This window comes from Proteus sp. G3927 (assembly GCF_963894685.1).
Classification (GTDB): domain Bacteria; phylum Pseudomonadota; class Gammaproteobacteria; order Enterobacterales; family Enterobacteriaceae; genus Proteus; species Proteus mirabilis.
Map to the genome: position 1 here is coordinate 88633 of NZ_CAWQGX010000028.1, position 26188 is coordinate 114820.

A 26188-nucleotide genomic window follows, 5' to 3' on the forward strand; every position below is an offset into this window, starting at 1 on the left:
CAACTATTCGACACATAACTAATTAGCTCATTTTTCAAACAATTAAGGCTATATTAATCAGATCGTGCTAGGCTCTTCTTCTGTAATAAAAATTTTCAACTTATCGCGGTTTCTATATCCACATAACTATTAGCAAATGTTATAATACAATTCGCGTTATTAGTTTATTTTATAATTTTGACAACACACAGTAAGGAATAGAAATGCTATCAGGGTTATTGATTATCCTATTGCCCCTGTTTATAGGGTATTTGATTAAGTTAAACAATCGCCCTTTGCTTCAATTGGCTAACCGTTTACTTAGTGCAATGGTTTATGTGATCCTCTTTTTAATGGGGGTTAGCTTAGCCATGTTAGATAATATTGGTGAAAATTTATTTTCTATCCTTGCCTATGCCAGTGTCTTCTTTATCTGTACTTTTGGTGCCAATCTGCTGTTTTTATGGTTGCTGGATAAAAAAGATCCCTGGCATGTCCCTGCACATAAACAAGCTAAGCCCCCTTCACGTATCAAAATGGTACTCGAATCACTACAACTTTGTGGTGTAGTGGTAGTAGGTTTTTTTGTCGGTTTAACCGGATGGTCAATTTTTGGTTATGCATCTCAAGCCAGCCAAGGCGCACTTATCTTTTTATTATGGCTTGTTGGTCTACAATTACGTAATAGTGGCATGAGTCCAAAGCAGATCTTAATTAATCGTCGCGGTACTACCATTGCAATAGTGATGGCAATAAGTGCCCTTGCAGGTGGTGCATTAGCGGCTTATTTACTCGGATTACCCACAAAAATGGGATTAGCGATAGCCTCTGGTTATGGTTGGTATTCTTTATCGGGGATCGTATTAACCGATGCGTTTGGCCCGGTAATTGGTAGTACCGCTTTCTTTAATGACTTAATGCGTGAATTAGCCGCTATCATGCTAATCCCCATTATTGTTAATCGTTATAGAAATACGGCATTAGGTATTTGTGGTTCAACTTCTATGGACTTTACGCTACCTGTATTACAACGCAGTGGAGGGGTTGCCATAGTTCCTGCTGCAATTGTGCATGGTTTCGTATTAAGTTTGGTCACACCAATCTTAATGGCGTTCTTTACTTCATAGAAAATTTTGTAACAATAGTATTATTACGTCTTTTCTTACAGTGGGTTAACGATGAATCAACAGCGTGTATTGGTATTAGGTGCCAGTGGACATATTGGACAAAATCTTATTCCTGCCTTAATAGCACAAGGCCATCAAGTCACCGCCGGTGCTCGTAGAGTCGATTGGATGATGTCGCAAGGGTGGCAAAATACACGCTGTGTATTTGTTGATTTACACGATCCCAAAACATTACGAGATGTCATCCGTAATACGGATATTGTGTATTACCTTGTACACAGTATGGGAGATGCCCATAACCTTATCGAACAAGAGCGCCAAGCGGCATTGAACGTCGTCGATGCTTTAGAAGAGAGTGACGTTAAACAAATTATTTTTTTAAGTGCGCTCCAACATAAAGATCAACCCTACTCTCCCCATCTTGTTGCCCGCAAGCTCACGGGAGAAGTACTTAGAACCAGCTCTATTCCTGTGACAGAAATCCGCACCTCTATGATTGTCGGCCCCGGTTCGGCCGCTTTTGAGATCATGCGAGATATGGTATATAACTTACCGATATTAACCCCGCCACGTTGGGTGCGTTCAAAATCATCTCCTATTGCGTTAAAAAATTTAATTTACTATTTAACAGAAATTATTCATCACCCAACCCATCAACACCGCATTTTTGATGCCGGTGGCCCTGAATATATTAGCTATCAAACACTTTTTGAGCGCTTTATTAACATCTCCGGCAAAAAACGATTACTGATCCCTTTACCTATCCCCGCCAGTATTATTTCTGCTGGGTTTATTAGCCTAATAACTTCAGTACCCACTTCAATCGCCAAGGAGCTTATCCAAGGGCTTAAATACGATCTTCCCGCTAAAGATGCCTCTTTACGCAAACTGATCCCACAAAAGTTAATTTCTTTTGATGACGCAGTCAGAGAAACACTCGCAGATGAAGAAGCGGCTTTAGATGATCAAGATTGGGGTTACTCTCCTGAAGTACGTAACCGTTGGAAACCCGGCTATGGCTATTATCCCAAAAATGCCGGATGTACAGTGTCAACACCAGCGAGTGCGGCGGCACTTTGGCATGTCGTTCAGCAAATTGGTGGTGAACAAGGTTATTTTTATGGTAATGCATTATGGAAAACACGTGCTTTATTAGATGATCTTGTTGGCAACAAAGTCACTTATGGGCGCCCTCAGCGTGAAACGCTAGCGCTAGGTGATATGATTGATGGTTGGCGGGTAATAAAGTTAGAGCCTGAAAAACAACTGACTTTACTCTTCGGTATGAAAGCCCCCGGTTTGGGACGCCTCTCTTTTACTATTCACGATAGTGGTAACCTACGCTCATTAGATGTCCGTGCTTGGTGGCATCCTGCTGGTTTTAGTGGTTTACTCTATTGGTTTGCCATGATGCCAGCCCATTTATTTATTTTTAAAGGTATGGCTCAAACCATCTCAACTTGCGCCTATAGATTGGATAAAAATTCACCTAAAAAGCCCGAGCAATCGTCCTAATATCCATTTTTAAGTAAAAAAAGCAATTTTTTATGCACTATTAGTTGCATAATTATTCTCATCGTTTTATCATTTGAAACAGTTAATGACTATTCAAAAAAAACGCATGAGTATTCAATTAAAAAATATAAATTGTTTCTACGGTTCGCACCAAGCACTCTATGATATTAATCTAGAATGTTCTGCTGGTGAAACAATGGTTCTGTTAGGACCAAGTGGTGCGGGTAAGAGCTCTCTAATGCGAGTTCTAAACTTATTAGAAATGCCTCGTTCTGGTGAATTAGACATTGCTGGTCTACATTTTGATTTTGGCCAGCAACCGAATGCGAAAGCGATTCGTACATTACGCCAAAATGTTGGCATGGTTTTTCAGCAATATAATTTATGGCCACACTTAACGGTTCTTGATAATTTAATTGAAGCACCTTGTCGTGTATTAGGCTTGGCAAAACCGCAAGCTAAAGAAAAAGCGATGAAATTACTTGAGCGTTTACGTTTAAGTGATTATGCACAACGTTTTCCACTGCATTTATCCGGTGGACAACAGCAACGTGTTGCCATTGCAAGAGCATTAATGATGGAGCCTCAGGTACTGTTATTTGATGAACCAACGGCAGCACTTGATCCAGAAATTACGGCTCAAGTTGTTGATATCATAAAAGAGCTTTCTGAAACAGGGATCACACAAGTTATTGTGACCCATGAAGTTGAAATTGCGCGCAAAGCCGCAAGCAAAGTTGTATATATGGAAAACGGCCGTATTATAGAGCAAGGTGATAATCATCATTTCACTGCCCCTCAAACGGAAGCTTTTGCTAATTACTTGTCACACTAAATCGGGATCTGACAATGAAAAAAATATTATTTGCAGCACTTCTGACCAGTATTACACTTTCTGCAACAGCGGCTGATAAAGAGACTATTCGTTTTGCTACTGAGGCAACTTATCCTCCATTTGAAATGATTGATGCAAACAATCAAATCGTTGGTTTTGATGTAGATTTAGCAAATGCCATGTGTGAAAAAATTAATGCTGAATGTACTTTTACCAATCAATCATTTGATAGCTTAATTCCTAGCTTAAAATTCCGTCGTTTTGACGCATTAATGGCGGGGATTGATATTACGCCTGAGCGTCAAAAACAGGTAGATTTTACTGATTCTTACTATGACAACTCAGCGGTCTTTATCACCGTGACAGGTAAAATTTCCGATGTTGCAAGCTTAAAAGGCAAGCAAATTGGTGTCCAAAATGGGACAACCCATCAGAAATTCATCAATGAACAACATAAAGAGATGAAAACGGTGCCTTATGACAGTTACCAAAATGCCGTGTTAGACCTAAAAAATGGTCGTATCGAGGCTATCTTTGGTGATACCGCTGTGGTTAATGAATGGCTGAAAAAGAATCCTGAATTAGGCATTGTCGGTGATAAGGTCACTGATCCTAACTATTTTGGTACAGGCCTTGCTATTGCAGTAAGAAAAGGTAATGCTGATTTACAAGATAAATTAAACAAAGCATTATCTGAAGTAAAAGCCGATGGCACCTATGATGTCATTTATAAAAAATGGTTTGAATAATTATAGTTAATAACAACAATAGCTTAATAAATGAATGAAATAACAACGCTAGCAGGTGCGACCGTGACTACGGTCACACTTGCTATTTCTGCTCTTATTATCGGATTAGTTCTAGCCATGCTGTTTACTGCGTGGGAATCCGCAAAGTGGAAAGCCTTTGCTTTTCTAGGAACTTGCTGGGTAACACTAATTAGAGGACTGCCAGAAATGCTGGTGGTTCTTTTTGTCTATTATGGCACCTTACAAGGTGTCATGATGCTCATGGATGGTATTGAATTAGGTTCTTTCACCTTACAATTTGACTTTGGTGATACTGAATCTTTACCTTTCTATTGTGGTGTTATCGCCCTTTCACTTCTGTATGCGTCTTACGCTTCACAAACTTTACGTGGTGCATTAAAAGCCGTGCCAACCGGACAGTGGGAAGCAGGACAGGCATTGGGTATGGGAAAAATCACCATTTTTTTCCGCTTTATCATGCCCCAAATGTGGCGTCACGCGTTACCCGGACTCGGTAATCAGTGGTTAGTGCTCTTAAAAGATACCGCTTTAGTCTCATTAATTAGCGTTAATGATTTAATGCTACAAACCCAGAGTATTGCCAATCGTACTCAAGAGCCTTTTACTTGGTATAGCATTGTGGCACTTATCTATTTAGCCATTACATTAGTCAGCCAATATATTCTGAAATGGTTAGAGATGAGAACGACCCGATTTGAACGGAGTGCCTCATAATGTGGGATTATATTGTTGATATTTTACCAGGCTTACCGACCAGTTTATCACTGACTTTTGTTGCGCTCTTAGTCGCCTTTACGTTATCGGTATTAATGACTTTTATTTTGGCATTAAAAGTCCCTGTTATTTCACCTATCGTAAAAGTCTATATTACATTGTTTACTGGCACACCTTTGTTGGTACAATTTTTCTTAATCTATTATGGACCAGGACAATTCCCCTCATTAAAAGAATATCCTCTGTTGTGGGAATTATTATCCACACCTTGGTTTTGCGCCATGGTGACATTAGCATTAAATAGTGCGGCTTATTCAACACTCCTTTTCCACGGTGCAGTCAGGGCGATACCTGCTGGACAATGGCAATCCTGCCAAGCTTTAGGTATGTCACCGCTACAAACAGCGAATGTCATCTTACCTTATGCTTTCAAACGCGCCCTTTCTTCTTATTCCAATGAAGTGGTGCTGATTTTCAAGAGTACTTCTCTTGCTAGCACTATCACTTTACTTGAGCTAACCGGCTATAGCCGACAAGTCTTTGGGCAAAATTATGATGTGATGGTATTTGTTGCTGCAGGCATTATTTATTTAGCTATCAATGGAATACTGACACTGTTAATGAGATTAATTGAGAAGAAAGCCTTAGCTTTTGAACATCGTGATTAGTGTAACTTAAATCATTACACCACTTTTTTTGCTTTAAAATTAACCCCCAAAGTTGAACAACCGCTTTGGGGGTTATTAAGTTGTGCAGTTAAAATTATCAAGCGTTAACGACAATAACATGTTATTGCGATTAAATGAGCGTTTAACTTTGTTGTAAAACCAAGAGCGTCAACACTTCATAATGAGCAGTATGAGGGAACATATCAAACAGTTGCACTCTATCGATACGATAATGAGAAAGTTGTTGTATATCTTTTGCCATCGTTTGAGCATTACAACTGGAATAGAGGATAAAACGAGGCTTCATACTATTTAAATAGTCGCATAACGTTTCGCCAATACCTCGTCGTGGCGGATTAACCAGTACTAATTCAGGAACAGACTCTTTTGCTAAAGCAAAACCAGTAGAGTCCAGCGCTTGAAACTCTACATGCTCTAACCCTAATTCATTGGCGGATAAACGTGCACATTCAATCGCTTCAGGGCTAATCTCAATGCCTGTTAATTCCGTGTTTTTTTGTGCGCAATGTAAGCCAAACCCCCCTGAGCCACAAAAGAGATCCCATAACCGGTTTATCTGCAACTCTTTGACCCAATGCCCTGCCGTTGCATACAGTGACGCAGCAACATCGGGGTTGGTTTGAAAAAAACCTTTCGGGCGAACATGTAACGGAATATCATTAAAATATTCATCTAAAAAGGTTTTCTCTGTTAATACAATTTCTTGCTCACCTTCTAATATCGCCATATGGACAGGTTGGATATTCACCGAAATGACGGCTAATTGGGGTAATTGAGCCTGTAACCATGGTAATGCTTGGCGAAGTTGCGCCAGTTTTTTTTCTGAGCGCAGCACAAAACGTAGCATCATGCTGTGATTGTGGCGGCTTTCTGTTAATAAAATAAACTTTAGCTCGCCTCGACGACGTTCCACGTTATAAGGCACTAATCCTGCTTTGGCTATAAAGGTTTTTAATATTGGGAAAACCGGTTCAAAAGAAGCGGGATAGAGTGGGCATTGGCATAAATCAACACCTTCCCCCTCTGGTTTACGTAACCCTAAAATCGGTTTTTCGACACTACCACTTACCACCATTTTCGCTTTATTACGAAATTGAACTTGTTGGCTTTCTACCGGCGCTAATTGAGTAAACGCGTAGTTTTTGGGCAATAAGTCTAATAGATTATGTTGTTTTTGATTAATTTGTTCGGAATAAGCAAGAGAAAGCCACTCACAAGAGTGGCAATCACCCGCACTGGAGCGTGCGCATTGCATAAGATTTTGTGACCGTTATAGATAGTAATTAATGTACAGTATATGAAGAGTCTGTTGATGATGATGTTATGTCTAGATCTTCATCTTCTTCATTTTCTTGTCTTTCGCCATACAGAAAATCATTATTAAAGATCTCACTGATCACTTCTGCTGACTGCTCTTCAGCCTTATGTAAAAACAGATCGAACTGATTAAATGATAGTCCCACAGCAATAGGTAAAGATTGGCTCAAAACTAATTTCGGTAAGTTTTCATCGCTAATTTCTAGGAACGTCTTAATAAATAGGGAACTTGCATTAATTTGACTAAGATTTGCCATAACAGGCACTATCGCTGATGGTTTTAATTCAGCAATAGCGGTAAAAACAAGCACATCATCAAGCACATCAATTTTAGCATCAAAAATACCATTGATATATTGAAGATGAGGTAAATGTAACGCCTGACAAGAGTCACATTCATAGAAAGCAATCTGTAATTCATCCAGCCAAGATTTCAGCTGATCCAGATCGATAGTAACAACAGCGTCCATTAAATAACCTTTACGCGCTAAAAATAAGAGTGCTTTTCTGCATTGATGTTATTTTGCCACTTTTTTTCACCAGAAGGCAGTAATAAATAGAAAAACGCCACAAATAAAGTCAAGTGACAAAGAGGCTAAGTCACCTAGCCTCTTTCACTCATCATCATATAAAAGCGTATTTATTTTTCGTTATGTGGCTTTTTCTTTTTATTTTCAGTTGCTTTAGTATCAATACCTAAGAAGGTTAAACGATAGATCGCTCGCCAAACGATATGTATTGCAGGTGGGATCATACAAAGCACCCCTAAAACAACCAAGGTCAATTGCCCTGTATAGGTTGTTAACCATTCCGGTGAAGTCATATATTGATTAATATATAAGTAAGCGATAACCAATAGCACAATACCAATTAGTTCAATAATAATAATTGGCTTTGGCATATCTGATAGTGTTTTCATATCCCGTTTAGAGGGCTTTTCCATGTTGTCTCCGTTCATCACCTTGCACTAGTCCTATATCATCATTCAGCAAATTGATATAATTTATTACACTAAAAGGCAATAACTGTTTTTGTTTATTCGAATAAAAAGGCATAGTATTCACAAATAAAGACTATTATGCCTGAATTTATTTCCTCAATAAGGAGTGTCGTATGTTTGTTGTAATTTTTGGTCGTCCTGGTTGCCCATATTGTGTCCGAGCTAAACAACTTGCTGAAACCTTGTCTGAAAAACGTGATGACTTTGATTTCCGCTATGTGGATATTCAAGCTGAAGGTATTACCAAAGCAGACTTATCAAAAACTGTCGGTAAACCAGTTGAAACTGTGCCACAAATTTTTATTGATGAAAAACACATTGGTGGCTGCACAGATTTTGAAGCTTATGCGAAAGAGCATTTAGGCATCTATAACTAATTTTTAAAACGCTAAAATACTTTATTTATCAATGTGTTTTAGCGTTTTCATTCTTTTTTACCTACTACTTTCTCCGTTGTTTTTTCCCTTTTCAGACCACTTACTAAAAATATTTCTAATTTTTTTCATTAATTGGCGAACTTTCTTTTTAACTCGTAGTCTGAATTAGTGCCACTGCTTTTCTTTGATGTCCCCAAATATTGAGGAGCCCGATAGTTTCAACCCCTTTTGGTGAAATAACTGTCGGGTTTTTTATTGCCTAAAATTCAGTAACACTCTCCTTGTAATGTCACCACAATACGTCGACGCCCACCGTGATTTCTATGTTCACCTAAATAAATCCCCTGCCATGTACCTAAATTTAATTCCCCTTGGCAAATAGGCACCGACACACTCTGACCAAGTAAACTACTTTTAAGATGGGCAGGCATATCATCACTGCCTTCATAAGTGTGAAGGTAATAAGCTTCATGCTCTTTCACACAGCGATTAAAGAAACTTTCAAAATCACTACGTACAGTCGGATCGGCGTTTTCATTAATGGTTAATGACGCAGAAGTATGTTGAATAAAAAAATGAGCAATACCTATTTTGTATTGTCTGAGTTCGGGTAATTCTTGCAACAGTGCCTGTGTGATTAAATGAAATCCTCTCGGTTTTGCTTGAAGTAAAATCTCTTTTTGAAACCACATTGATTAATACCTTTAAACATATGGGTGATAGATAAAAAAGTGCAATTACTCAAGGGTAAAGTGTTTTTTTAGTCAATTCAGTCAGTCAGCGAAAAAAAACTGACAATTCTTGAAAAAAAGCACAATTAAATAAGAAAATTACTCTTTACCCTGCGCACAGCCTCATTTAACCTTGTGGGATTGACTGATTATGTACCATAAACATTGCCTATCAGCACGATATATATGGAGCTTACTTTGCTGGAACAACTCAATTTAGCCGTATTTTCATTGATGAATGCAACCCCTTCGGCCTCCCCTTTAGAGATTAATGTCGCGATCTTTATTGCTAAATACTTAGTTTACTTGTTCCCTCTGTCTTTAGCTTTCTATTGGCTATGGGGAAATGAAAAACATATTGATCAGCAAAGGACTTTAGCTTGTAAGGCTGGGGTCGCTCTGATTATTGCCCTCTCTATCTCTTGGTTTATCGGTATGATAGCTCCCCATGATCGCCCTTTTGCTGCCAATATCGGTTATAACTTCCTTGATCATGAGGCAACGCCTTCCTTCCCTAGTAATCATGGTACTTTCGTGTTTACTATCGCACTGGCTTATCTTTTTTGGCATAACAGTAAACGTATTGGCATGCTGATGCTTATTTTAGGTCTTGCGATTGCTTGGGCTCGTATTTATCTTGGCGTCCATTGGCCAATAGATATGGTTGGTGCATTTATTGTTGCTCTCCTCTCTTGTGCATTAAGCCAAATACTTTGGTCACAAGGCGGGAAAAAGTTACAAAAAGCTATCCACCAGCTCTATCAACTCTGCTTTGCATATCCTATTCGCAAAGGTTGGACAAAAGCTTAATCCTATTAGGATAAGAAACAACCGCAAAAGGCCACAGTATTAATGTGGTCTTTTTTATTGTCTTTTTCTGCTATTTAATATAAATAAATAAAGATTTTATATATTAATATATGAATAAAAATATTCTCTATTATTATATTTTTTGTCCAAAAAATAATTTCGTTGTTATTTTAATCAAAATGAAGTTTTTATATTCACTAGAAATAAAATATTTTATGATTTTATTAACAGGAATATTGTACCAAATATAAACAATATTTCTGTTATTGATAAAATAATGAGATAACTATTTTATCAAACAGTAGAAGACCATTAATAAATAATCATATTTTTTTATTTCTATAGGCTTTTAAGTGATTTTTTAGCCAAGTCACAAAATTTATTTTTTATATATAAATCAACATATTATAAAGTTAAAATAATGTTTTAAATGTAAATAAAAATAACCTCATTGATTTAAATCATCTATTTTATAAAAAATAGAAAGCAGGAAAAATAATCATTAACATATGAATATTTCTATATTTAATTTTATTCTAAAAAATAAACAATTTTGGAAAACCATTTCAAAATGTTTATAAACAGCACACAAAAAGCACAAAGTATAAAAAATGTTACATTTAGCGATTTTTTAGTTATATTTAGCATTTGAGATGGTGATCACGGTAGTTTATCCTGAAAAACACTATATTCTGCCCATCTAAAGTCTAGATATAAACTTATTGAATATTTTTTCAAATTTTAGAAGATTTTTATTCTTTTAAAATCTAGCTTTTTTAGTATGTGGTAATTGAAGATATTGAGATAACACCAGGCACTCAATGCGCTCATTTATTCATAATAAAATTTATGCAGTGATTGCTTTGTAAAAAGGCAATGACTCACTTTATTTTTCATTATTTTTTTACCGCGTTATTTCGGAGAGTATTATGGATACAACCAAAGCTGGTTCTATCGCACAGGGTAATACCCAAAGTGATTACAAAACATGGCGTAAGTCAGACACAGTATGGATGCTCGGTTTGTATGGTACAGCTATCGGTGCTGGCGTTCTGTTTTTACCTATCAATGCCGGGATTGGTGGCTTAATTCCTCTGTTGATTATGTTAGTACTTGCTTTTCCTATGACCTTTTTTGCACACCGTGGTATGTGTCGCTTTGTGCTATCAGGTAAAAATCCAGGTGAAGATATTACTGAAGTGGTTGAAGAACACTTTGGTAAAACAGCAGGTGTATTAATCACTCTGCTCTATTTCTTTGCTATTTATCCTATCTTGTTGGTTTACAGTGTCGCTATCACTAATACGGTAGAAAGCTTTATTGTTCACCAAATGCATATGACAGCACCACCTCGTGCGATTTTATCACTGGTACTGATTGTCGGTATTATGTGTATCATTCGCTTTGGTGAACAAGCTATTGTTAAAGCAATGAGTGTCTTAGTATTCCCATTCGTTGCCATCTTGATGGTACTTGCTTTATACCTCATTCCTGAATGGAATGGTGCCATTCTTGATACGCTCTCTTTTGATCACGCATCAACTTCTGGTATGAGCCAAGGCTTGTTAGTAACCTTATGGTTAGCTATCCCTGTGATGGTGTTCTCTTTTAACCACTCACCAATCATCTCTGCTTTTGCTGTGGCAAAACGCGAAGAGTACGGTGACAATGCAGAGAAAAAATGTTCACGCATCTTAGCTTATGCTCATATTATGATGGTGATCACTGTTATGTTCTTCGTGTTTAGCTGCGTATTTAGCTTAACACCAGAAAATTTAGCTGAAGCAAAAGAGCAAAATATCAGTATTCTGTCTTATCTTGCTAACCACTTTGAAGCACCCGTTATCGCTTACATTGCACCTTTCATTGCCTTTGTTGCGATTACTAAATCTTTCTTAGGTCACTATTTAGGGGCTCGTGAAGGTTTCAATGGCTTAATTATCAAAGGGATGCGCGGAATTGGTAAGAATGTCGAAAAAGATCGTTTAAACAAAATCACAGCTCTGTTTATGTTGGTTACAACGTGGATCGTTGCAACATTAAACCCAAGTATCCTTGGTATGATTGAAACACTGGGTGGCCCAATCATCGCAATGTTACTGTTCTTAATGCCTATGTATGCTATCCGTAAAGTACCAGCGATGAAAAAATATCAAGGCCATATTAGCAACGTATTTGTTGTTATCATGGGTCTGATTGCAATCTCAGCGGTTTTCTACACCTTAGGTAATACTTTCATTAATTATTTCTTTAACTAATAAGTTTATCGATGGCTACTTTCTAAAATGAAAGTAGCCATATCGCTACAGTCTACAAAACAGTTTTCATTCTAATAACACACAGTGCGCCTTTAAATTAGGGAGGCGAATATTATGGTTAGCGTTTTTGATATTTTTAAAATCGGTATTGGACCTTCAAGCTCACACACGGTAGGCCCAATGAAAGCAGGTAAAGAATTTGTCGATTTACTTGCTGAGAAAAACCTTCTCTCCTCTGTTTCCCGCGTAGTCGTTGATGTGTATGGCTCTTTATCTCTAACAGGTAAAGGTCACGCAACAGATATCGCGATTATTATGGGATTAGCCGGTAATTTACCTGATACGGTTGATATTGACGCTATCGCACCTTTTATTAAACAAGTCGAAAATACCGGACGTTTGATGTTAGCTAATGGTGCTCAAGAGGTTGATTTCCCCGCGGTTGGAGGCATGAATTTTCATAAAAGTAATTTACCTCTTCATGAAAATGGTATGACTATCAGCGCCTATAATGGCGAACAACTTCTGTTGAAAAAAACCTATTACTCCATTGGTGGCGGCTTTATTGTTGATGAAGAGCATTTTGGTCAGCCCGAAGAGAATAAAGTTGAAGTACCTTATCCTTATCAATATGCTGCTGATTTGCGACGTCACTGTAAGGAAACCGGCCTCTCTCTTTCTGCACTGGTGATGCAAAATGAGCTTGCATTACGCAGTAAAGAAGAGATCTCAGCCCATTTTGCTGCCGTTTGGGAGGTAATGAAATCAGGTATCGAGCGCGGTGTTAATACCGAAGGCTTATTACCGGGACCATTACGTGTTCCTCGTCGCGCGTCTGCATTACGTCGTATGTTAGTGACTGAAGATAAAACCACCACCGATCCTATGACAGTGGTTGATTGGATCAATATGTTTGCATTAGCCGTAAACGAAGAAAATGCCGCCGGTGGACGTGTTGTAACAGCCCCCACTAATGGCGCATGCGGTATTATTCCTGCCGTACTCTCCTATTACGATAAATTTATTCGCCCAGTCAACGAAAACTCCTATACACGCTTTTTCTTAGTGGCCGGTGTTATTGGATCGCTGTACAAAATGAATGCCTCTATTTCCGGTGCTGAAGTGGGTTGTCAAGGTGAAGTCGGTGTAGCCTGCTCAATGGCTGCAGGGGCTTTAACTGAACTGCTAGGGGGTAGTCCTGAGCAAGTCTGTATTGCGGCTGAAATCGCGATGGAGCATAACTTAGGTCTTACTTGTGATCCGGTTGCAGGACAAGTACAGGTGCCTTGTATCGAGCGTAATGCTATTGCTGCCGTACAAGCGGTAAACTCAGCACGGATGGCGCTTCGTCGTGTCAGTGATCCACGTATCTGTTTAGATAAAGTCATCGAGACTATGTATGAAACAGGTAAAGATATTAATTCTAAATATCGTGAAACATCACAAGGTGGCTTAGCCATTAAAGTCTCTTGCGATTAATTTAACACTTTGACATGATTGTTACCCATAAACCAATGCCAGCTTTTGCTGGCATTATTTATTTTTGCTCCCCGACCATGATCCCTCCAATCACAACATAATAATTTTATATTTTTATCACAATGGCAGTATCATGTGACACCGAGCATATCTTCTAAAGTCCAATATCTATAAACCTATAAATCTATTGGTCATATTTATATTATTAGCTAAAGTTGATTAATTAGAGGGTTATTCGCTCAATAAGTAGCAACAGAGCGACACATTTTTTCTTGATCTGTTGAATCGATAGCATTGATGCATTATCACTCATGTAGCTCTACACGGGATAAAAAGAGAACCAAAATGAAATCAGATATTGAAATTTCCCATCAAGCACCGCTTTTACCCATCCAAGATATTGCTAAAAAAATAAATGTAGACCAAGACGATATTGAATTTTATGGCAAATACAAAGCCAAGTTTAGCCAGAGTATTTGGTCAAAAATCACCTCAAAAAAACAGGGTAAATTGGTGCTTGTCACTTCCATTAATCCCACACCAGCAGGTGAAGGTAAAACCACCGTTACGGTAGGATTAGGACAAGCCCTTAATCAATTAGGCAAAAGTGCCATTATTGCATTACGCGAACCCTCCTTAGGCCCTTGTTTTGGTCTAAAAGGAGGAGCGGCTGGCGGTGGATATTCACAAGTTGTACCGATGGAAGATCTCAATCTTCATTTTACCGGTGATTTTCATGCTATCACCTCTGCAAATAATTTATTAGCAGCGATGTTAGATAACTCGCTTTATCAAGGTAATCCCCTTAACATTAATCCTAAAAAGATTATTTTTAAGCGCTGTATGGATATGAATGATCGCGCACTACGTCATTTAGTGATTGGATTAGGTGGCGACAAAGATGGGGTGGTTAGAGAAGATAGCTTTGTTATCACCGTTGCTAGCGAAATTATGTCTATCCTTTGTTTAGCAAAAGATATTAATGATTTAAAACAGCGCTTAGCACGTATCATCGTTGCATATAACTATGAAGGCGAGCCTGTTAGTGCTGAAGATCTCAACGCTGTCGGCGCTATGGCAACCTTACTTAAAGATGCCCTTAATCCTAATTTAGTACAAACTTTAGAAAATACCCCCGCGATTATTCATGGTGGCCCTTTTGCCAACATTGCCCATGGCTGTAATAGCCTAAGAGCGACTAAACTTGCTCTTCAACTGGCTGATATCACTGTAACAGAAGCGGGATTTGGCGCTGATTTAGGTGCGGAAAAATTCTTTGATATCAAATGTCGCATAGGCGACTTACAACCAGACTGTGCAGTTTTAGTCGTTACCACTAAGGCATTAAAATATAATGGTGGCTTAGGCAAAACACAGTGGGATCACGAAAATCTCACCGCTTTGGCAACGGGGATCGAAAATCTAGGTAAGCATATTGAAAATCTGAAAAAATATGGTGTTCCGGTTATTGTTACAGTAAATGCTTATGTGACAGACTCTGCTAAAGAGCATGAATTTATCGCCCAATATTGCCAGCAAAGAGGATGTCGTTTTGCCATTAGTCAAGTATGGGAAAAAGGTGGCGCGGGTGGTATTGAATTAGCCAATCAGGTTATTGATACACTAGAAAATGATGCACCACAGTTTCAATTACTCTACCCTGATAATATGCCTTTAAAGCAAAAGATAGAGACCATTGCTCAAGAAATTTATGGTGCAAAAGGGGTGACTTACAATGCTAACGCCCAAGAGATGCTAACAAAAATCGAGGATATGGGCTTTGGCCATTTCCCTATTTGTATGGCAAAAACGCAATATTCTCTATCAGATGATCCCGCATTACTTGGTCGCCCGACTGATTTTACCATTAATATCCGGGAAGTGTATGTCAGTGCTGGTGCAGGCTTTGTTGTTGCATTAACGGGCACAATAAATACGATGCCAGGATTACCTAAAAAACCGGCAGCAATGGCGATGGACGTTGATGATCATGGGGCAATAAAAGGACTGTTCTAAGGCACTTAAAACCTGCTCAATAAAGAATGCCAGTTAATACTAGCATTCTTATTTTAAATGGGTGAGTTTTTCAGTAATTATGAGCTTAATTAACCAAAAAGCGCATTAAACCAACCAGAGACTGTTTTAACCACAAAGTCCCAGATACGACTAAAGAACCCCCCTTCTTCAACCGCTTCTTTTACCACTAATGGACGCTGCTCAATCACTTCATCGTTTAGTAAGAAATTCACTGTTCCTACGACTTGATTTTGTGTTAATGGTGCTTCTAATTCGGGGTTAGTCAATGTAAAAGAGGCTTTTAAGTTCTTTAACTCTCCTTTAGGAATGGTGATTGATGCATCTTTAGCAACACCTAAAGCCACTTCACCTTTATCGCCATACCATACTTTTTGCGTAGTCAGGGGCACGTTCTCTTTTACAGGTGTCACGGTTTCAAAAAAGCGGAAACCCCAGCCGAGTAATCTTTCACTTTCAGCAAAACGCACTTTATCTGATGGCGCCCCTAAAACCACTGCAATCAGACGCATATTTCCTTCGGTTGCCGAAGAGACAAGGTTATAGCCAGCCCCATTGGTATGCCCGGTTTTTACACCGTCGACATTCATATTTTTATTCCACAATAGACGGTTACGATTTGGCTGGCGAATATTGTTGAAGGTAAATTCTTTTTCTTTATGAATATCATATTCTGAAGGTACATCGCGGATCATGGCAGCTGTTAATAACGCCATATCTTGTGCTGTGGTGTACTGCCCTTCAGAATCTAGACCGTGTACTGTTTTAAAGTGAGTGTTTTTTAAACCTAAATTCGCGGCATAGGTATTCATAAGATCAACAAAGGTTTCTTGGCTACCGGCAACATGCTCTGCCAACGCAATACTGGCATCATTACCAGATTGGATCACCATACCTCGATTTAAGTCGATCACTTTAACTCGATCGCCTGGTTTTAAAAACATCAAGGATGAGCCCTTTAAAACAGGATTACCCGTCGCCCAAGCATTGCGCCCAACAATAACAATATCATCGGGCGACATACGTCCCTCTTTTATCGCTTGTCCTACCACATAACTACTCATTATTTTGGTTAGACTGGCAGGATCTAGGCGCTCTTCAGGCTTCTCTGAAGCAAGTATTTTTCCACTGTTATAATCCATTAATACGTAAGATTTAGCCTCAATTTGAGGCGGCACAGGATTATTCACCGCAAAAGTAGGACTAGAAATAATTAGCAGTAAACCCATTCCCGCGGTAACCTTAGCCAATACGGATGGAAGATTTGTTTTCATTACCGATCATCCTTTTATATCAATTTGTTAAAGCTTTCCTACTATAGGGCTTTATGGAATAAGACGCCAACATTGATAGATAAAGATTTATCTTATATTCATATTTAACGCCCTACAGAGGGAATTTTTGTTACTTATCGTGGTTTAGGAGACCTTTATGTTAAAAGTCTGGGGTAGAAAAAACTCATCGAACGTTAAAAAAGTCCTGTGGTGTTTAAAAGAGCTTCAAGCTCCTTACGAACAAATTGATGTCGGAGGCCCTTTTGGTGGACTTCATGAGGCCAACTATTTAGCACTCAATCCCAATGCATCTATTCCTACCTTACAAGATGATGATTTTGCCTTATGGGAGTCAAATACCATAATTCGTTATTTATGTACCAAATATGAAAATTATCATCTCTACCCAACCGATGTAAAGCAACGCGCAAACGTTGAAAAATGGATGGATTGGTCAAATGGTAGCCTTTTTTCTCCAATCCAACAAATGATGATAAATCTTGTTCGCACACCAAAAGAGCAGCAAGATCCACAGCTTGTACAGAGCCTAAAAGCGAAATTAAACCAACTGATCAAAATTGCCGATGATCAACTGGCTAAAACAGCTTATTTTGCCGGTGACTATTTTTCATTAGCTGATATCGCTATTGCTCCTTTGGTATACCCATGGCTAGAGGTTTGCCAAGAAGGTGCAAATTATCCACATCTACAACGCTGGTTTGCACAATTAAGTGAAAATCAGATCTTCCGTGATGTCGTTTTACTGCCGGTAAATTAACTCATTGGCATTTTGTCGGGATCAGGATAGTGATAATGAAATCCGAGATCTCGGCAAATCTCCTGACCGTCGATCTCTCGTGCTGGCGGTTTATCTTCTAGAGCAAATTCAGGGGGAGTAAGATCTAACTGTGCAGCAGCACGGCTGTAAAAATCTTTCTTTTTAGGATGAATAGGCGCGCATAAATTATATAAACGGCCTCCTTCATTTTGAGCAAGCAGTTGCTCTATCGCAAAAATAACATCGTCTAAATGCACTAAATTGACACTCTGATGTGCACCTTTGACCTGTTTTTTACCGGATAAAAAGCGTCCTGCATGACGACTAGGCCCAACTAACCCCGCCAAACGTAAAATATCGACGGTCGTAAGTGGTAAGCGATGTAACCAATTTTCAACTTCCGCTATCATCTTAGCGGATTGCGTTTCTGGCCTAATATCAACTTCTTCTGTAATAACACCACTTTGATTGCCATATACTGAAGTAGAGCTAATATAAATCACTCTTGTCACATGCCGAGACATGGCGCTATCCACTAATGTTTGTATCCCTTCAACATAATCATATCCTCCCCCCGCCGCACTGGGAGGTAATGTAATAATCAGTACGTCAGTTTCCATTAAGTAATCAAAATCATCTCTATCACACTCAATAGCCGGTGTTAAATTCATTAGACAACAATCAACACCACTCATTCGTGCTGCTTCTACACCATCTTCTGTGGTTTTTGTTCCTTTTACTTGATATCCCGCTTCACGCAAGGCATTGGCAAGTGGTAATCCTAACCAACCTAATCCGACTATCGTGATCCGTTTCATTTTTTACCCCTACTTTCATGGCTTATTTAAATTATGTAACAAAACTTAATTTTATCCATTACTGATAAAAACTGCTTAAGCGTTATATATATTTAGCCTGCTTTAATATACTGGCGCACTTACTCGGTTAAGTAAAGAAAAGAAATATTAAAATTCTCTAAAAAACATAAGGTTACAATTTATTTAAATTATTATTAAAAAATAGGTTGCTTTTTACTTTATAAATCAGGTAGGTTGAAAGGCAGACAAATTCTAAATACTGGTTAATTATTTATAACGGGTATTTTTATTCGCTAGGAAAACATTATGTATAGCATTCAATTAAACCATCATCATCACCATCATCCTGACTAGTCTTTCAGGCGATGAGTGCTGGAAGACGTTTAGGTAACGCTTCCGGTGGTCTGAGTGCAGACAATAAAATAAAAACCCCGGAAGGCAACTTCCGGGGTTTTTTTATAGCTAAATTTCATAACAAGAATACGGACAAAGATAGGGTAACATTATGTTAGATAAAGCAAGATTACGAATTGCCATGCAAAAATCAGGTCGTTTAAGTGATGATTCACGAGCACTTTTAGCGCGTTGTGGCATTAAAATAAACTTAAACCAACAACGCCTTATCGCTTATGCGGAAAATATGCCTATCGATATTTTACGTGTCAGAGATGATGATATCCCCGGTTTAGTGATGGACGGAGTGGTTGATTTAGGCATTATTGGTGAAAACGTATTAGAAGAAGAATTACTAAAACGCCGAGCACAAGGAGAAAATCCAAGTTATATCACACTGCGTCGTCTTGACTTTGGTGCTTGCCGTTTATCTCTTGCTGCACCGGTTGATTTTGATTATCAAGGGGTTGAATGCCTCAATAATACCCGTATTGCCACCTCTTACCCTAATCTATTAAAACGTTATTTAGACCAAAAAGGGATCACCTTTAAATCTTGCTTATTAAATGGCTCCGTTGAAGTCGCACCTCGAGCCGGTCTGGCCGATTCTATTTGTGATTTAGTTTCTACTGGCGCCACATTAGAAGCCAATGGATTAAAAGAAGTAGAAGTTATTTATCGTTCTAAAGCTTGTTTAATTCAACGTGACGGTGAAATGGACGCAACAAAACAAGCCCTTATCGATCGCTTAATGACGCGTATTCAAGGAGTTATTCAAGCGCGCGAATCAAAATACATTATGTTACACGCGCCAAGTGATTGCCTTGAAGATGTTATCGCCCTATTACCGGGTGCTGAGCGCCCGACCATCCTTCCTTTAGCGGGTGATCAAAATCGAGTAGCAATGCACATGGTCAGCAGTGAAACCCTCTTTTGGGAAACGATGGAAAAACTAAAAGCATTAGGGGCAAGTTCAATTCTTGTTTTACCAATAGAAAAAATGATGGAATAAGGTGAGATGATGAAAACGGCGTTTAATACATTAAATTTCTGGGATAAATGCACCCAACAGCAACAACAACAGCTACTCACTCGCCCAGCGATATCCGCATCAGCGCCTATTACAGAGCAAGTTGCTACGATTATTTCTCAAGTACGCAACGATGGGGATAAAGCCCTTAAGGCACTGAGTCAAAAATATGATAAAGCGGCTCCCGATAGCGTATTGGTGACAAAAACACAGATTGACGCGGCTTGTGCAAGGCTCAATAACGAAATCAAACAAGCAATAGCGCAAGCCATGAGCAATATACGCCGTTTTCATGAAGCGCAAATTCCTAAAACCATTGAGGTAGAAACGCAACCCGGTGTATTTTGCCAACAAGTCAGTCGCCCTATTGATGCAGTAGGACTTTATATTCCCGGTGGATCAGCGCCTTTACTCTCAACAGTGATGATGTTGGGGCTACCGGCCCGTATTGCCGGTTGTCGCAAAATAATTTTATGCTCTCCGCCACCGATTGCTGATGAAATTTTGTATATTGCGCAACAAATTGGTATTGATGAAATATTCCAAGTCGGTGGTGCTCAAGCCATTGCTGCGATGGCTTTTGGTACAGAGTCTATCCCAAAGGTAGATAAAATTTTCGGCCCGGGAAATGCTTATGTGACAGAAGCAAAACGCCAAGTCAGCCAATCGCTACAAGGTGCGGCTATTGATATGCCAGCTGGCCCTTCGGAAGTATTAGTGATTGCTGATGCCGATGCTGATCCTGCCTTTATTGCCGCTGATTTACTATCACAAGCAGAGCACGGTCCTGACTCACAAGTGGTGCTATTAACCCCAGATGAAGCCCTTGCCAAAGCGGTCATTAGCGAGACGCAAGCCCAATTAACACAATTAACTCGCGCAGAAATAGCACAACAAGCCTTAGCCGAAAGTCGTGTCATTATCACCCGTGATCTCAACCAATGTATTGAAATCAGTAATCGCTATGGGCCTGAACACTTAATTATTCAGACTAATGATGCAGACTCACTTGTTGATAGCATTACTAGCGCCGGCTCAGTGTTCTTAGGGGCTTGGTCTCCTGAATCGGCGGGAGATTACGCTTCTGGCACCAATCACGTACTACCTACATACGGTTATACCGCCACCTATTCGAGTTTAGGCTTAGCCGATTTTATGAAACGTATGACCGTACAAAAACTGACTGCTCAAGGTTTGGCTGATTTAGCCAATACCATTGAAATATTAGCGCAAGCAGAGCAATTAACTGCACATAAAAATGCCGTCACACTTCGCGTTAACGCCTTGGCTCAAGGAGATAACTAGCCATGAACACGCCCTTTGATATTACCCTATTAGCCAGAAAAAATGTTCGCCAGTTAACCCCTTATCAATCAGCGAGACGTTTAGGTGGAAATGGCTCGGTTTGGTTAAATGCCAATGAATACCCTACCGCTCCTGACTTTACGTTTAATGAAAAAAATTTAAACCGCTACCCTGAGTGTCAGCCGGTTAACGTAATTAATCGCTATGCAGCATATGCAGGCGTTCAACCTGAGCAAGTGTTAGTTAGCCGAGGTGCCGATGAAGCGATAGAACTACTGATCCGTGCTTTTTGTGAGCCTGGTAAAGATGCTGTTCTCTATTGTCCACCCACTTATGGTATGTACAGCGTCAGTGCGGAAACCTTTGGTGTAGAACAGCGTGTTGTCCCTGCTCTTGCTGATTGGGAGCCTGATGTCAAAGCCATTGCATCACAACTTGATAATGTAAAACTTATCTACCTATGCAGTCCCAATAACCCAACGGGCAATATCGTTGAGCCTTCACTGATCCGCGAAGTATTAGCATTAGCAAAAGATAAAGCCATTGTGGCTATTGACGAAGCTTATATTGAGTTTTGTCCTCAAGCATCACTAGTCACTTGGTTACAAGAGTATCCGAATTTAGTCATTTTGCGAACTCTCTCTAAAGCTTTTGCATTAGCGGGGCTGCGTTGTGGCTTTGCACTTGCCAATTCACCTGTTATTGAATTATTACTTAAGGTGATCGCCCCTTACCCACTTTCTACCCCAGTTGCTGATATTGCGGCACAAGCATTAACTGACCAAGGTATAGAAGCGATGAAACAACGGGTAACGGAAATTGTACACAATAGAGCATATTTAGCAGATGCACTAAAAAATTTACCCAATGTTGAACAGGTTTATTGTAGTGAAACCAACTATATTTTAGTGAAATTCACTGATGCTGATTGTGTTTTCCGCAGTTTATGGGATCAAGGGATTATTTTACGCGATCAACAGCGTCAATATGGGCTGGCAGGTTGTTTACGCATCTCTATCGGTACACGTCAAGAGTGTGATAGCGTGATAACCGCTATAAAAAATAGACAAACGGCAAACGTATAAACATCACTAATGATAACAATAAAAAATCACCACTGAGGGATCTCAACCATGAGCCAGAAAATTCTTTTTATCGATCGTGATGGTACTTTGATCACAGAGCCACCAACCGATCACCAAGTTGATAGTCTCAATAAGCTTGCCTTTGAAAATGGCGTTATTCCCGCATTACTCAACTTACAACAGGCGGGCTATAAGCTTATTATGATCACCAATCAAGATGGGCTTGGTACAGACAGTTTTCCACAAGCTGACTTTGAACCCCCTCATAATCTCATGATGCAGGTTTTTTCTTCACAAGGTATTGTTTTTGATGAAGTATTAATCTGCCCTCATAAACCTGAAGACAACTGTCCTTGTCGTAAACCTGAAACAGGGTTAGTCACCCAATATCTGGTTGAAAGTGCTCTTGATAAAACCAATAGCTATGTGATTGGTGATAGACAAACCGATCTACAATTAGCTGAAAATATGGGGATCAACGGATTACGCTATAACGCCAATGAATTAAGCTGGTCAGCTATCAGTGAATTGCTGACGAAAAAAGATCGCTACTCCCACGTTGAACGTAAAACCAAAGAGACACAAATTGCCATTGATATCTGGCTTGATCGTGAAGGCGAGAGCCAAATTAGCACTGGAGTTGGTTTTTTTGATCATATGCTAGATCAAATTGCCACCCACGGTGGCTTTCGTATGAATATCAATGTACAAGGGGATTTAGTCATTGACGATCACCACACCGTTGAAGATACAGGTCTTGCACTCGGCGAAGCACTGCGAGAAGCATTAGGTAATAAACGCGGCATTGCACGTTTTGGTTTTACTTTGCCTATGGATGAGTGCCTAGCAAGTTGTGCGCTAGATATTTCTGGACGCCCTCACCTTGAATATAAAGCAGAATTTAAATATCAGCGCGTTGGTGATTTAAGCACAGAGATGATTGAGCACTTTTTCCGCTCTCTCTCTTACACTATGGGCTGCACTCTACACTTAAAATCAAAAGGCAAAAACGATCACCACAAAGCAGAAAGTCTGTTTAAAGTATTTGGTCGTACCTTACGCCAAGCTATTCGTGTTGAAGGAAATACCTTACCCAGTTCAAAAGGTGTGCTGTGATGAAAGTCGTCATTCTTGATACAGGTTGTGCTAATTTAGCCTCGGTTGCATACGCCGTACAAAGGCTAGGTTACGATCCGATTATTTCTTATGAAAAAAATATCGTGTTATCTGCTGATAAACTGTTTCTACCCGGGGTGGGAACAGCTAGTGCCGCTATGGAACAACTAAAAGCCCGTGAACTTATCCCTTTAATTAAAGCGTTAACCCAACCCGTATTAGGCATTTGCTTAGGAATGCAAATTTTGGCCTCTCTGAGTGAAGAAGGTCACAATATCCCTCTATTAGGATTAGTTGACGGTAATATCAATAAACTTGATACCAAAGGATTACCCTTACCGCATATGGGTTGGGATCAGGTATTAGCAAAACCCGCTCACCCTCTATTTCGCAATATTGACAGCGACGCTTGGTTCTATTTTGTTCACAGTTATGGTTTAGGGCTCAATGACTCAACCATAGCCGAAACAGAATATGGTTCACGCTTTAGCAGTGCCATTCAGAAAGATAATTTCTATGGGGTGCAATTTCACCCTGAACGCTCAGGAAAAGCGGGTGCTCAACTGATTAAGAATTTTTTGGAGATGTAACGCATTATGATTATTCCGGCATTAGATTTAATTGATGGCAAAGTCGTTCGTCTTCATCAAGGTGATTATAATAAACAACGTGATTATGATGATGATCCGATCCGTCGCTATCAACAGTATCAACAAGACGGAGCAAAATTATTGCATCTCGTCGACCTAACTGGTGCGAAAGATCCACTTGCACGGCAGATCCCACTATTAAAACAGCTAGTTGCCTGTGTTAACGTTCCTGTGCAAGTTGGTGGTGGTATTCGTAGCGAAGAAGATGTGAAGTCGCTATTAGCCGCAGGAGCAAGTCGAGTGGTGATTGGCTCTACAGCGGTGAGCCAGCCCGAATTAGTCAAAACATGGTTTGAGCGTTATGGTGCCGATGCGATTGTACTCGCCCTTGATGTTCGTATCGACGAACAAGGTAAAAAATGGGTGGCAGTAAGTGGCTGGCAAGAAAACTCCCCCTATACACTAGAAGAGATCATCGCACTTTATCAACCTGTAGGATTAAAGCATGTATTGTGCACCGATATTTCTCGTGATGGCACCTTAGCCGGTTCTAACGTCGAACTGTATAAAGAAATTAGCCAGCGTTTCCCTGAAATTTTATTCCAAGCTTCTGGCGGTATTGGCGATTTACAGGATATTGCAGCACTTCCTGGATCGGGTGTTGCGGGTATTATTGTTGGCAGAGCACTATTAGAAGGCAAATTCACATTACAAGAGGCGATATCATGTTGGCAAAACGCATAATTCCTTGTCTTGATGTTCGTGATGGACAGGTTGTTAAAGGTGTGCAATTTCGTAACCATGAAATTATTGGTGATATTGTTCCCTTAGCAGAACGCTACGCGAAAGAAGGTGCCGACGAGCTGGTCTTTTATGATATTACCGCCTCTTCTGATGGCCGAGTGGTCGATAAAAGTTGGGTATCGCGGGTAGCCGAAGTGATTGATATTCCATTTTGTGTTGCGGGTGGCATTCGCTCAGTAGAAGATGCCGGGAAAATTCTCTCTTTTGGGGCAGATAAAATCTCAATTAATTCCCCTGCACTTTCTGATCCAACACTGATTTCTCGCCTTACCGATCGCTACGGTGTGCAGTGTGTAGTTGTGGGAATTGATACATGGTTTGATGAAAAAACCGGGGAATATCTCGTTTATCAATTTACGGGTGATGAAAAACGCACACAACAAACGCCATGGAAAACGCTCGATTGGGTACAAGAAGTACAGCAACGGGGGGCGGGAGAAATAGTGTTAAACATGATGAACCAAGATGGTGTAAGACAAGGCTATGATTTAAAACAACTCGCACTGGTACGCCAAGTCACTCAGGTTCCCATGATAGCTTCTGGCGGTGCAGGTGAAATGTCACACTTTCTGGATGCATTTAAATTAGCCAATGTTGACGGTGCCCTTGCCGCTTCCGTATTCCATAAGCAGATCATTAATATCAACGAATTGAAACAGTATCTCACAGAAAATGGCGTTAAGGTAAGAATATAATGAATAATACAAAACTCGCCCAATTAGATTGGCAAAAAGTCGATAACCTAATGCCTGTCATTATCCAAAATGCTATTTCTGGTGATGTCTTAATGCTTGGTTATATGGATAAAGCCGCATTAGAAATGACGCTAAACAGTGGCAAGGTCACTTTCTATTCACGAACTAAACAACGTTTATGGACAAAAGGTGAAACATCAGGCAATTTCCTTAAATTGGTGGATATTTATCCTGATTGTGATAACGATACTTTACTTATTTTAGCTCACCCAATCGGGCCTACTTGTCATAATGGGACTGAAAGTTGTTTTGCTCCAGCTAAAAGCCAATGGGGATTTCTTTATGAGCTTGAGAACTTACTGCGCGAGCGTAAAAGCGCCTCGCCAGATAGCTCTTATACGGCACAACTTTATGCCAGCGGAACCAAACGTATCGCACAAAAAGTCGGAGAGGAAGGTGTTGAGACTGCTTTAGCTGCAACTGTTAATGATCGTGAAGAGTTAAAAAATGAAGCTTCTGATTTGCTCTATCATTTAATGGTGCTATTACAAGACCAATCGCTATCTCTATCTGATGTGATTGATTGCTTACAAAAGCGTCATAAAAAAGCGCAATAAAATAAGTGTCAGTCATTAAACTACATGACCACTTAATACTTAATAATA

The 26188-nt window shown here is 39.6% G+C and carries 26 protein-coding genes and 1 other annotated feature; of the genes, 20 read left to right on the top strand and 6 right to left on the bottom strand.

Annotated features, from left to right (window positions below; all coding sequences use genetic code 11):
• Window positions 1-203: 203 nt before the first annotated feature.
• From AACV00_RS11680 to artM, 6 genes are all read left to right on the top strand, one after another.
• The gene (locus AACV00_RS11680; RefSeq protein ID WP_004244553.1) at window positions 204-1106 is read left to right on the top strand and encodes a lysine exporter LysO family protein; all 903 of its coding nucleotides are present in this window, start codon (window positions 204-206) and stop codon (window positions 1104-1106) included.
• Between the two features lie 51 nt (window positions 1107-1157).
• Entirely contained in the window at window positions 1158-2621 is a 1464-nt protein-coding gene (locus AACV00_RS11685) for a DUF2867 domain-containing protein (RefSeq protein ID WP_036971351.1), read from the top strand.
• Window positions 2622-2727: 106 nt separating this feature from the next.
• A complete protein-coding gene (gene artP, locus AACV00_RS11690) occupies window positions 2728-3456 on the top strand; it encodes an arginine ABC transporter ATP-binding protein ArtP (RefSeq protein WP_012367698.1) in 729 nt (242 codons plus the stop codon).
• A gap of 14 nt (window positions 3457-3470) precedes the next feature.
• Window positions 3471-4205 (top strand): arginine ABC transporter substrate-binding protein, encoded by a 735-nt coding sequence (gene artJ / locus AACV00_RS11695; RefSeq protein WP_004244550.1) that lies wholly within the window; start codon window positions 3471-3473, stop codon window positions 4203-4205.
• Between the two features lie 30 nt (window positions 4206-4235).
• Window positions 4236-4940 (top strand): arginine ABC transporter permease ArtQ, encoded by a 705-nt coding sequence (gene artQ / locus AACV00_RS11700; RefSeq protein WP_036971348.1) that lies wholly within the window; start codon window positions 4236-4238, stop codon window positions 4938-4940.
• Window positions 4940-5608, top strand: a complete 669-nt coding sequence (gene artM, locus AACV00_RS11705; protein WP_004244548.1) for an arginine ABC transporter permease ArtM — start codon at window positions 4940-4942, stop codon at window positions 5606-5608. Before artQ ends, artM begins: the two co-directional genes overlap by 1 nt.
• Before the next feature lie 142 nt (window positions 5609-5750).
• Here artM and rlmC read toward each other — a convergent pair whose 3' ends face one another.
• The 3 genes from rlmC to AACV00_RS11720 form a co-directional block, all read right to left on the bottom strand.
• Window positions 5751-6884, bottom strand: a complete 1134-nt coding sequence (rlmC, locus tag AACV00_RS11710) for a 23S rRNA (uracil(747)-C(5))-methyltransferase RlmC (RefSeq protein WP_036971346.1) — start codon at window positions 6882-6884, stop codon at window positions 5751-5753.
• A 28-nt stretch (window positions 6885-6912) separates the two neighbouring features.
• Window positions 6913-7416 (bottom strand): YbjN domain-containing protein, encoded by a 504-nt coding sequence (locus tag AACV00_RS11715; RefSeq protein ID WP_004244546.1) that lies wholly within the window; start codon window positions 7414-7416, stop codon window positions 6913-6915.
• A 170-nt stretch (window positions 7417-7586) separates the two neighbouring features.
• On the bottom strand, window positions 7587-7889 hold the full coding sequence (locus tag AACV00_RS11720; RefSeq protein ID WP_004247610.1) for a YbjC family protein: 303 nt from the start codon (window positions 7887-7889) through the stop codon (window positions 7587-7589).
• A gap of 170 nt (window positions 7890-8059) precedes the next feature.
• Between AACV00_RS11720 and AACV00_RS11725 the strand changes: the two genes are divergently transcribed.
• The gene (locus tag AACV00_RS11725) at window positions 8060-8323 is read left to right on the top strand and encodes a GrxA family glutaredoxin (RefSeq protein WP_004244541.1); all 264 of its coding nucleotides are present in this window, start codon (window positions 8060-8062) and stop codon (window positions 8321-8323) included.
• A 266-nt stretch (window positions 8324-8589) separates the two neighbouring features.
• Here the strand turns inward: AACV00_RS11725 and AACV00_RS11730 are convergent, their stop codons facing one another.
• Window positions 8590-9015, bottom strand: a complete 426-nt coding sequence (locus AACV00_RS11730; RefSeq protein ID WP_004252055.1) for a secondary thiamine-phosphate synthase enzyme YjbQ — start codon at window positions 9013-9015, stop codon at window positions 8590-8592.
• A 237-nt stretch (window positions 9016-9252) separates the two neighbouring features.
• Here AACV00_RS11730 and ybjG point away from each other — a divergent pair, with 237 nt between their 5' ends.
• From ybjG to AACV00_RS11750, 4 genes are all read left to right on the top strand, one after another.
• A complete protein-coding gene (gene ybjG, locus AACV00_RS11735; protein ID WP_004247606.1) occupies window positions 9253-9864 on the top strand; it encodes an undecaprenyl-diphosphate phosphatase in 612 nt (203 codons plus the stop codon).
• 929 nt (window positions 9865-10793) lie between these two features.
• On the top strand, window positions 10794-12122 hold the full coding sequence (locus AACV00_RS11740; protein WP_004244537.1) for an HAAAP family serine/threonine permease: 1329 nt from the start codon (window positions 10794-10796) through the stop codon (window positions 12120-12122).
• A 114-nt stretch (window positions 12123-12236) separates the two neighbouring features.
• A complete protein-coding gene (locus tag AACV00_RS11745; protein ID WP_004244536.1) occupies window positions 12237-13601 on the top strand; it encodes an L-serine ammonia-lyase in 1365 nt (454 codons plus the stop codon).
• Window positions 13602-13946: 345 nt separating this feature from the next.
• Entirely contained in the window at window positions 13947-15617 is a 1671-nt protein-coding gene (locus tag AACV00_RS11750; RefSeq protein ID WP_004244535.1) for a formate--tetrahydrofolate ligase, read from the top strand.
• A gap of 89 nt (window positions 15618-15706) precedes the next feature.
• Here the strand turns inward: AACV00_RS11750 and AACV00_RS11755 are convergent, their stop codons facing one another.
• The gene (locus tag AACV00_RS11755) at window positions 15707-16909 is read right to left on the bottom strand and encodes a serine hydrolase (protein ID WP_004247605.1); all 1203 of its coding nucleotides are present in this window, start codon (window positions 16907-16909) and stop codon (window positions 15707-15709) included.
• Window positions 16910-17066: 157 nt separating this feature from the next.
• Between AACV00_RS11755 and AACV00_RS11760 the strand changes: the two genes are divergently transcribed.
• A complete protein-coding gene (locus tag AACV00_RS11760; RefSeq protein WP_004244532.1) occupies window positions 17067-17687 on the top strand; it encodes a glutathione S-transferase family protein in 621 nt (206 codons plus the stop codon).
• Here the strand turns inward: AACV00_RS11760 and AACV00_RS11765 are convergent.
• Window positions 17684-18505, bottom strand: coding sequence for an SDR family oxidoreductase (locus AACV00_RS11765; protein ID WP_161680292.1), 822 nt, complete (start codon window positions 18503-18505; stop codon window positions 17684-17686). The two genes, AACV00_RS11760 and AACV00_RS11765, sit on opposite strands and share 4 nt — an antisense overlap.
• A 329-nt stretch (window positions 18506-18834) precedes the next feature.
• Window positions 18835-18966: a sequence feature (His leader region), on the top strand.
• 44 nt (window positions 18967-19010) lie between these two features.
• Between AACV00_RS11765 and hisG the strand changes: the two genes are divergently transcribed.
• From hisG to hisIE, 8 genes are read left to right on the top strand one after another with little or no spacing between them, the layout of a single operon-like run.
• A complete protein-coding gene (gene hisG, locus AACV00_RS11770) occupies window positions 19011-19910 on the top strand; it encodes an ATP phosphoribosyltransferase (RefSeq protein ID WP_004244529.1) in 900 nt (299 codons plus the stop codon).
• A 6-nt stretch (window positions 19911-19916) separates the two neighbouring features.
• Window positions 19917-21233 carry a histidinol dehydrogenase gene (gene hisD / locus AACV00_RS11775; RefSeq protein WP_004252067.1) on the top strand — a complete coding sequence of 439 codons (1317 nt, stop codon included), beginning with the start codon at window positions 19917-19919 and terminating at the stop codon, window positions 21231-21233.
• 2 nt (window positions 21234-21235) lie between these two features.
• Window positions 21236-22318: a histidinol-phosphate transaminase gene (hisC, locus tag AACV00_RS11780; RefSeq protein ID WP_104459804.1), complete on the top strand. Its 1083-nt coding sequence runs from the start codon at window positions 21236-21238 to the stop codon at window positions 22316-22318.
• A gap of 48 nt (window positions 22319-22366) precedes the next feature.
• Window positions 22367-23434 (top strand): bifunctional histidinol-phosphatase/imidazoleglycerol-phosphate dehydratase HisB, encoded by a 1068-nt coding sequence (gene hisB, locus AACV00_RS11785; protein ID WP_004252073.1) that lies wholly within the window; start codon window positions 22367-22369, stop codon window positions 23432-23434.
• The gene (gene hisH / locus AACV00_RS11790; protein ID WP_004244525.1) at window positions 23434-24024 is read left to right on the top strand and encodes an imidazole glycerol phosphate synthase subunit HisH; all 591 of its coding nucleotides are present in this window, start codon (window positions 23434-23436) and stop codon (window positions 24022-24024) included. The genes hisB and hisH overlap by 1 nt, the downstream gene beginning before the upstream one ends.
• A 6-nt stretch (window positions 24025-24030) precedes the next feature.
• Window positions 24031-24768 carry a 1-(5-phosphoribosyl)-5-[(5-phosphoribosylamino)methylideneamino]imidazole-4-carboxamide isomerase gene (gene hisA / locus AACV00_RS11795; RefSeq protein WP_088206717.1) on the top strand — a complete coding sequence of 246 codons (738 nt, stop codon included), beginning with the start codon at window positions 24031-24033 and terminating at the stop codon, window positions 24766-24768.
• On the top strand, window positions 24750-25523 hold the full coding sequence (gene hisF / locus AACV00_RS11800) for an imidazole glycerol phosphate synthase subunit HisF (RefSeq protein WP_161680294.1): 774 nt from the start codon (window positions 24750-24752) through the stop codon (window positions 25521-25523). Before hisA ends, hisF begins: the two co-directional genes overlap by 19 nt.
• Window positions 25523-26140 carry a bifunctional phosphoribosyl-AMP cyclohydrolase/phosphoribosyl-ATP diphosphatase HisIE gene (hisIE, locus tag AACV00_RS11805; protein WP_004247598.1) on the top strand — a complete coding sequence of 206 codons (618 nt, stop codon included), beginning with the start codon at window positions 25523-25525 and terminating at the stop codon, window positions 26138-26140. The genes hisF and hisIE overlap by 1 nt, the downstream gene beginning before the upstream one ends.
• Window positions 26141-26188: the final 48 nt, after the last annotated feature.

Bases quoted from the DNA above. Each gene is read 5' to 3' on its own strand.
- AACV00_RS11680 (WP_004244553.1), top strand. From the start codon at position 204: ATGCTATCAGGGTTATTGATTATCCTATTGCCCCTGTTTATAGGGTAT.
- AACV00_RS11685 (WP_036971351.1), top strand. From the start codon at position 1,158: ATGAATCAACAGCGTGTATTGGTATTAGGTGCCAGTGGACATATTGGA.
- artP (WP_012367698.1), top strand. From the start codon at position 2,728: ATGAGTATTCAATTAAAAAATATAAATTGTTTCTACGGTTCGCACCAA.
- artJ (WP_004244550.1), top strand. From the start codon at position 3,471: ATGAAAAAAATATTATTTGCAGCACTTCTGACCAGTATTACACTTTCT.
- artQ (WP_036971348.1), top strand. From the start codon at position 4,236: ATGAATGAAATAACAACGCTAGCAGGTGCGACCGTGACTACGGTCACA.
- artM (WP_004244548.1), top strand. From the start codon at position 4,940: ATGTGGGATTATATTGTTGATATTTTACCAGGCTTACCGACCAGTTTA.
- rlmC (WP_036971346.1), bottom strand. From the start codon at position 6,884: ATGCAATGCGCACGCTCCAGTGCGGGTGATTGCCACTCTTGTGAGTGG.
- AACV00_RS11715 (WP_004244546.1), bottom strand. From the start codon at position 7,416: ATGGACGCTGTTGTTACTATCGATCTGGATCAGCTGAAATCTTGGCTG.
- AACV00_RS11720 (WP_004247610.1), bottom strand. From the start codon at position 7,889: ATGGAAAAGCCCTCTAAACGGGATATGAAAACACTATCAGATATGCCA.
- AACV00_RS11725 (WP_004244541.1), top strand. From the start codon at position 8,060: ATGTTTGTTGTAATTTTTGGTCGTCCTGGTTGCCCATATTGTGTCCGA.
- AACV00_RS11730 (WP_004252055.1), bottom strand. From the start codon at position 9,015: ATGTGGTTTCAAAAAGAGATTTTACTTCAAGCAAAACCGAGAGGATTT.
- AACV00_RS11740 (WP_004244537.1), top strand. From the start codon at position 10,794: ATGGATACAACCAAAGCTGGTTCTATCGCACAGGGTAATACCCAAAGT.
- AACV00_RS11745 (WP_004244536.1), top strand. From the start codon at position 12,237: ATGGTTAGCGTTTTTGATATTTTTAAAATCGGTATTGGACCTTCAAGC.
- AACV00_RS11750 (WP_004244535.1), top strand. From the start codon at position 13,947: ATGAAATCAGATATTGAAATTTCCCATCAAGCACCGCTTTTACCCATC.
- AACV00_RS11755 (WP_004247605.1), bottom strand. From the start codon at position 16,909: ATGAAAACAAATCTTCCATCCGTATTGGCTAAGGTTACCGCGGGAATG.
- AACV00_RS11760 (WP_004244532.1), top strand. From the start codon at position 17,067: ATGTTAAAAGTCTGGGGTAGAAAAAACTCATCGAACGTTAAAAAAGTC.
- AACV00_RS11765 (WP_161680292.1), bottom strand. From the start codon at position 18,505: ATGAAACGGATCACGATAGTCGGATTAGGTTGGTTAGGATTACCACTT.
- hisG (WP_004244529.1), top strand. From the start codon at position 19,011: ATGTTAGATAAAGCAAGATTACGAATTGCCATGCAAAAATCAGGTCGT.
- hisD (WP_004252067.1), top strand. From the start codon at position 19,917: ATGATGAAAACGGCGTTTAATACATTAAATTTCTGGGATAAATGCACC.
- hisC (WP_104459804.1), top strand. From the start codon at position 21,236: ATGAACACGCCCTTTGATATTACCCTATTAGCCAGAAAAAATGTTCGC.
- hisB (WP_004252073.1), top strand. From the start codon at position 22,367: ATGAGCCAGAAAATTCTTTTTATCGATCGTGATGGTACTTTGATCACA.
- hisH (WP_004244525.1), top strand. From the start codon at position 23,434: ATGAAAGTCGTCATTCTTGATACAGGTTGTGCTAATTTAGCCTCGGTT.
- hisA (WP_088206717.1), top strand. From the start codon at position 24,031: ATGATTATTCCGGCATTAGATTTAATTGATGGCAAAGTCGTTCGTCTT.
- hisF (WP_161680294.1), top strand. From the start codon at position 24,750: ATGTTGGCAAAACGCATAATTCCTTGTCTTGATGTTCGTGATGGACAG.
- hisIE (WP_004247598.1), top strand. From the start codon at position 25,523: ATGAATAATACAAAACTCGCCCAATTAGATTGGCAAAAAGTCGATAAC.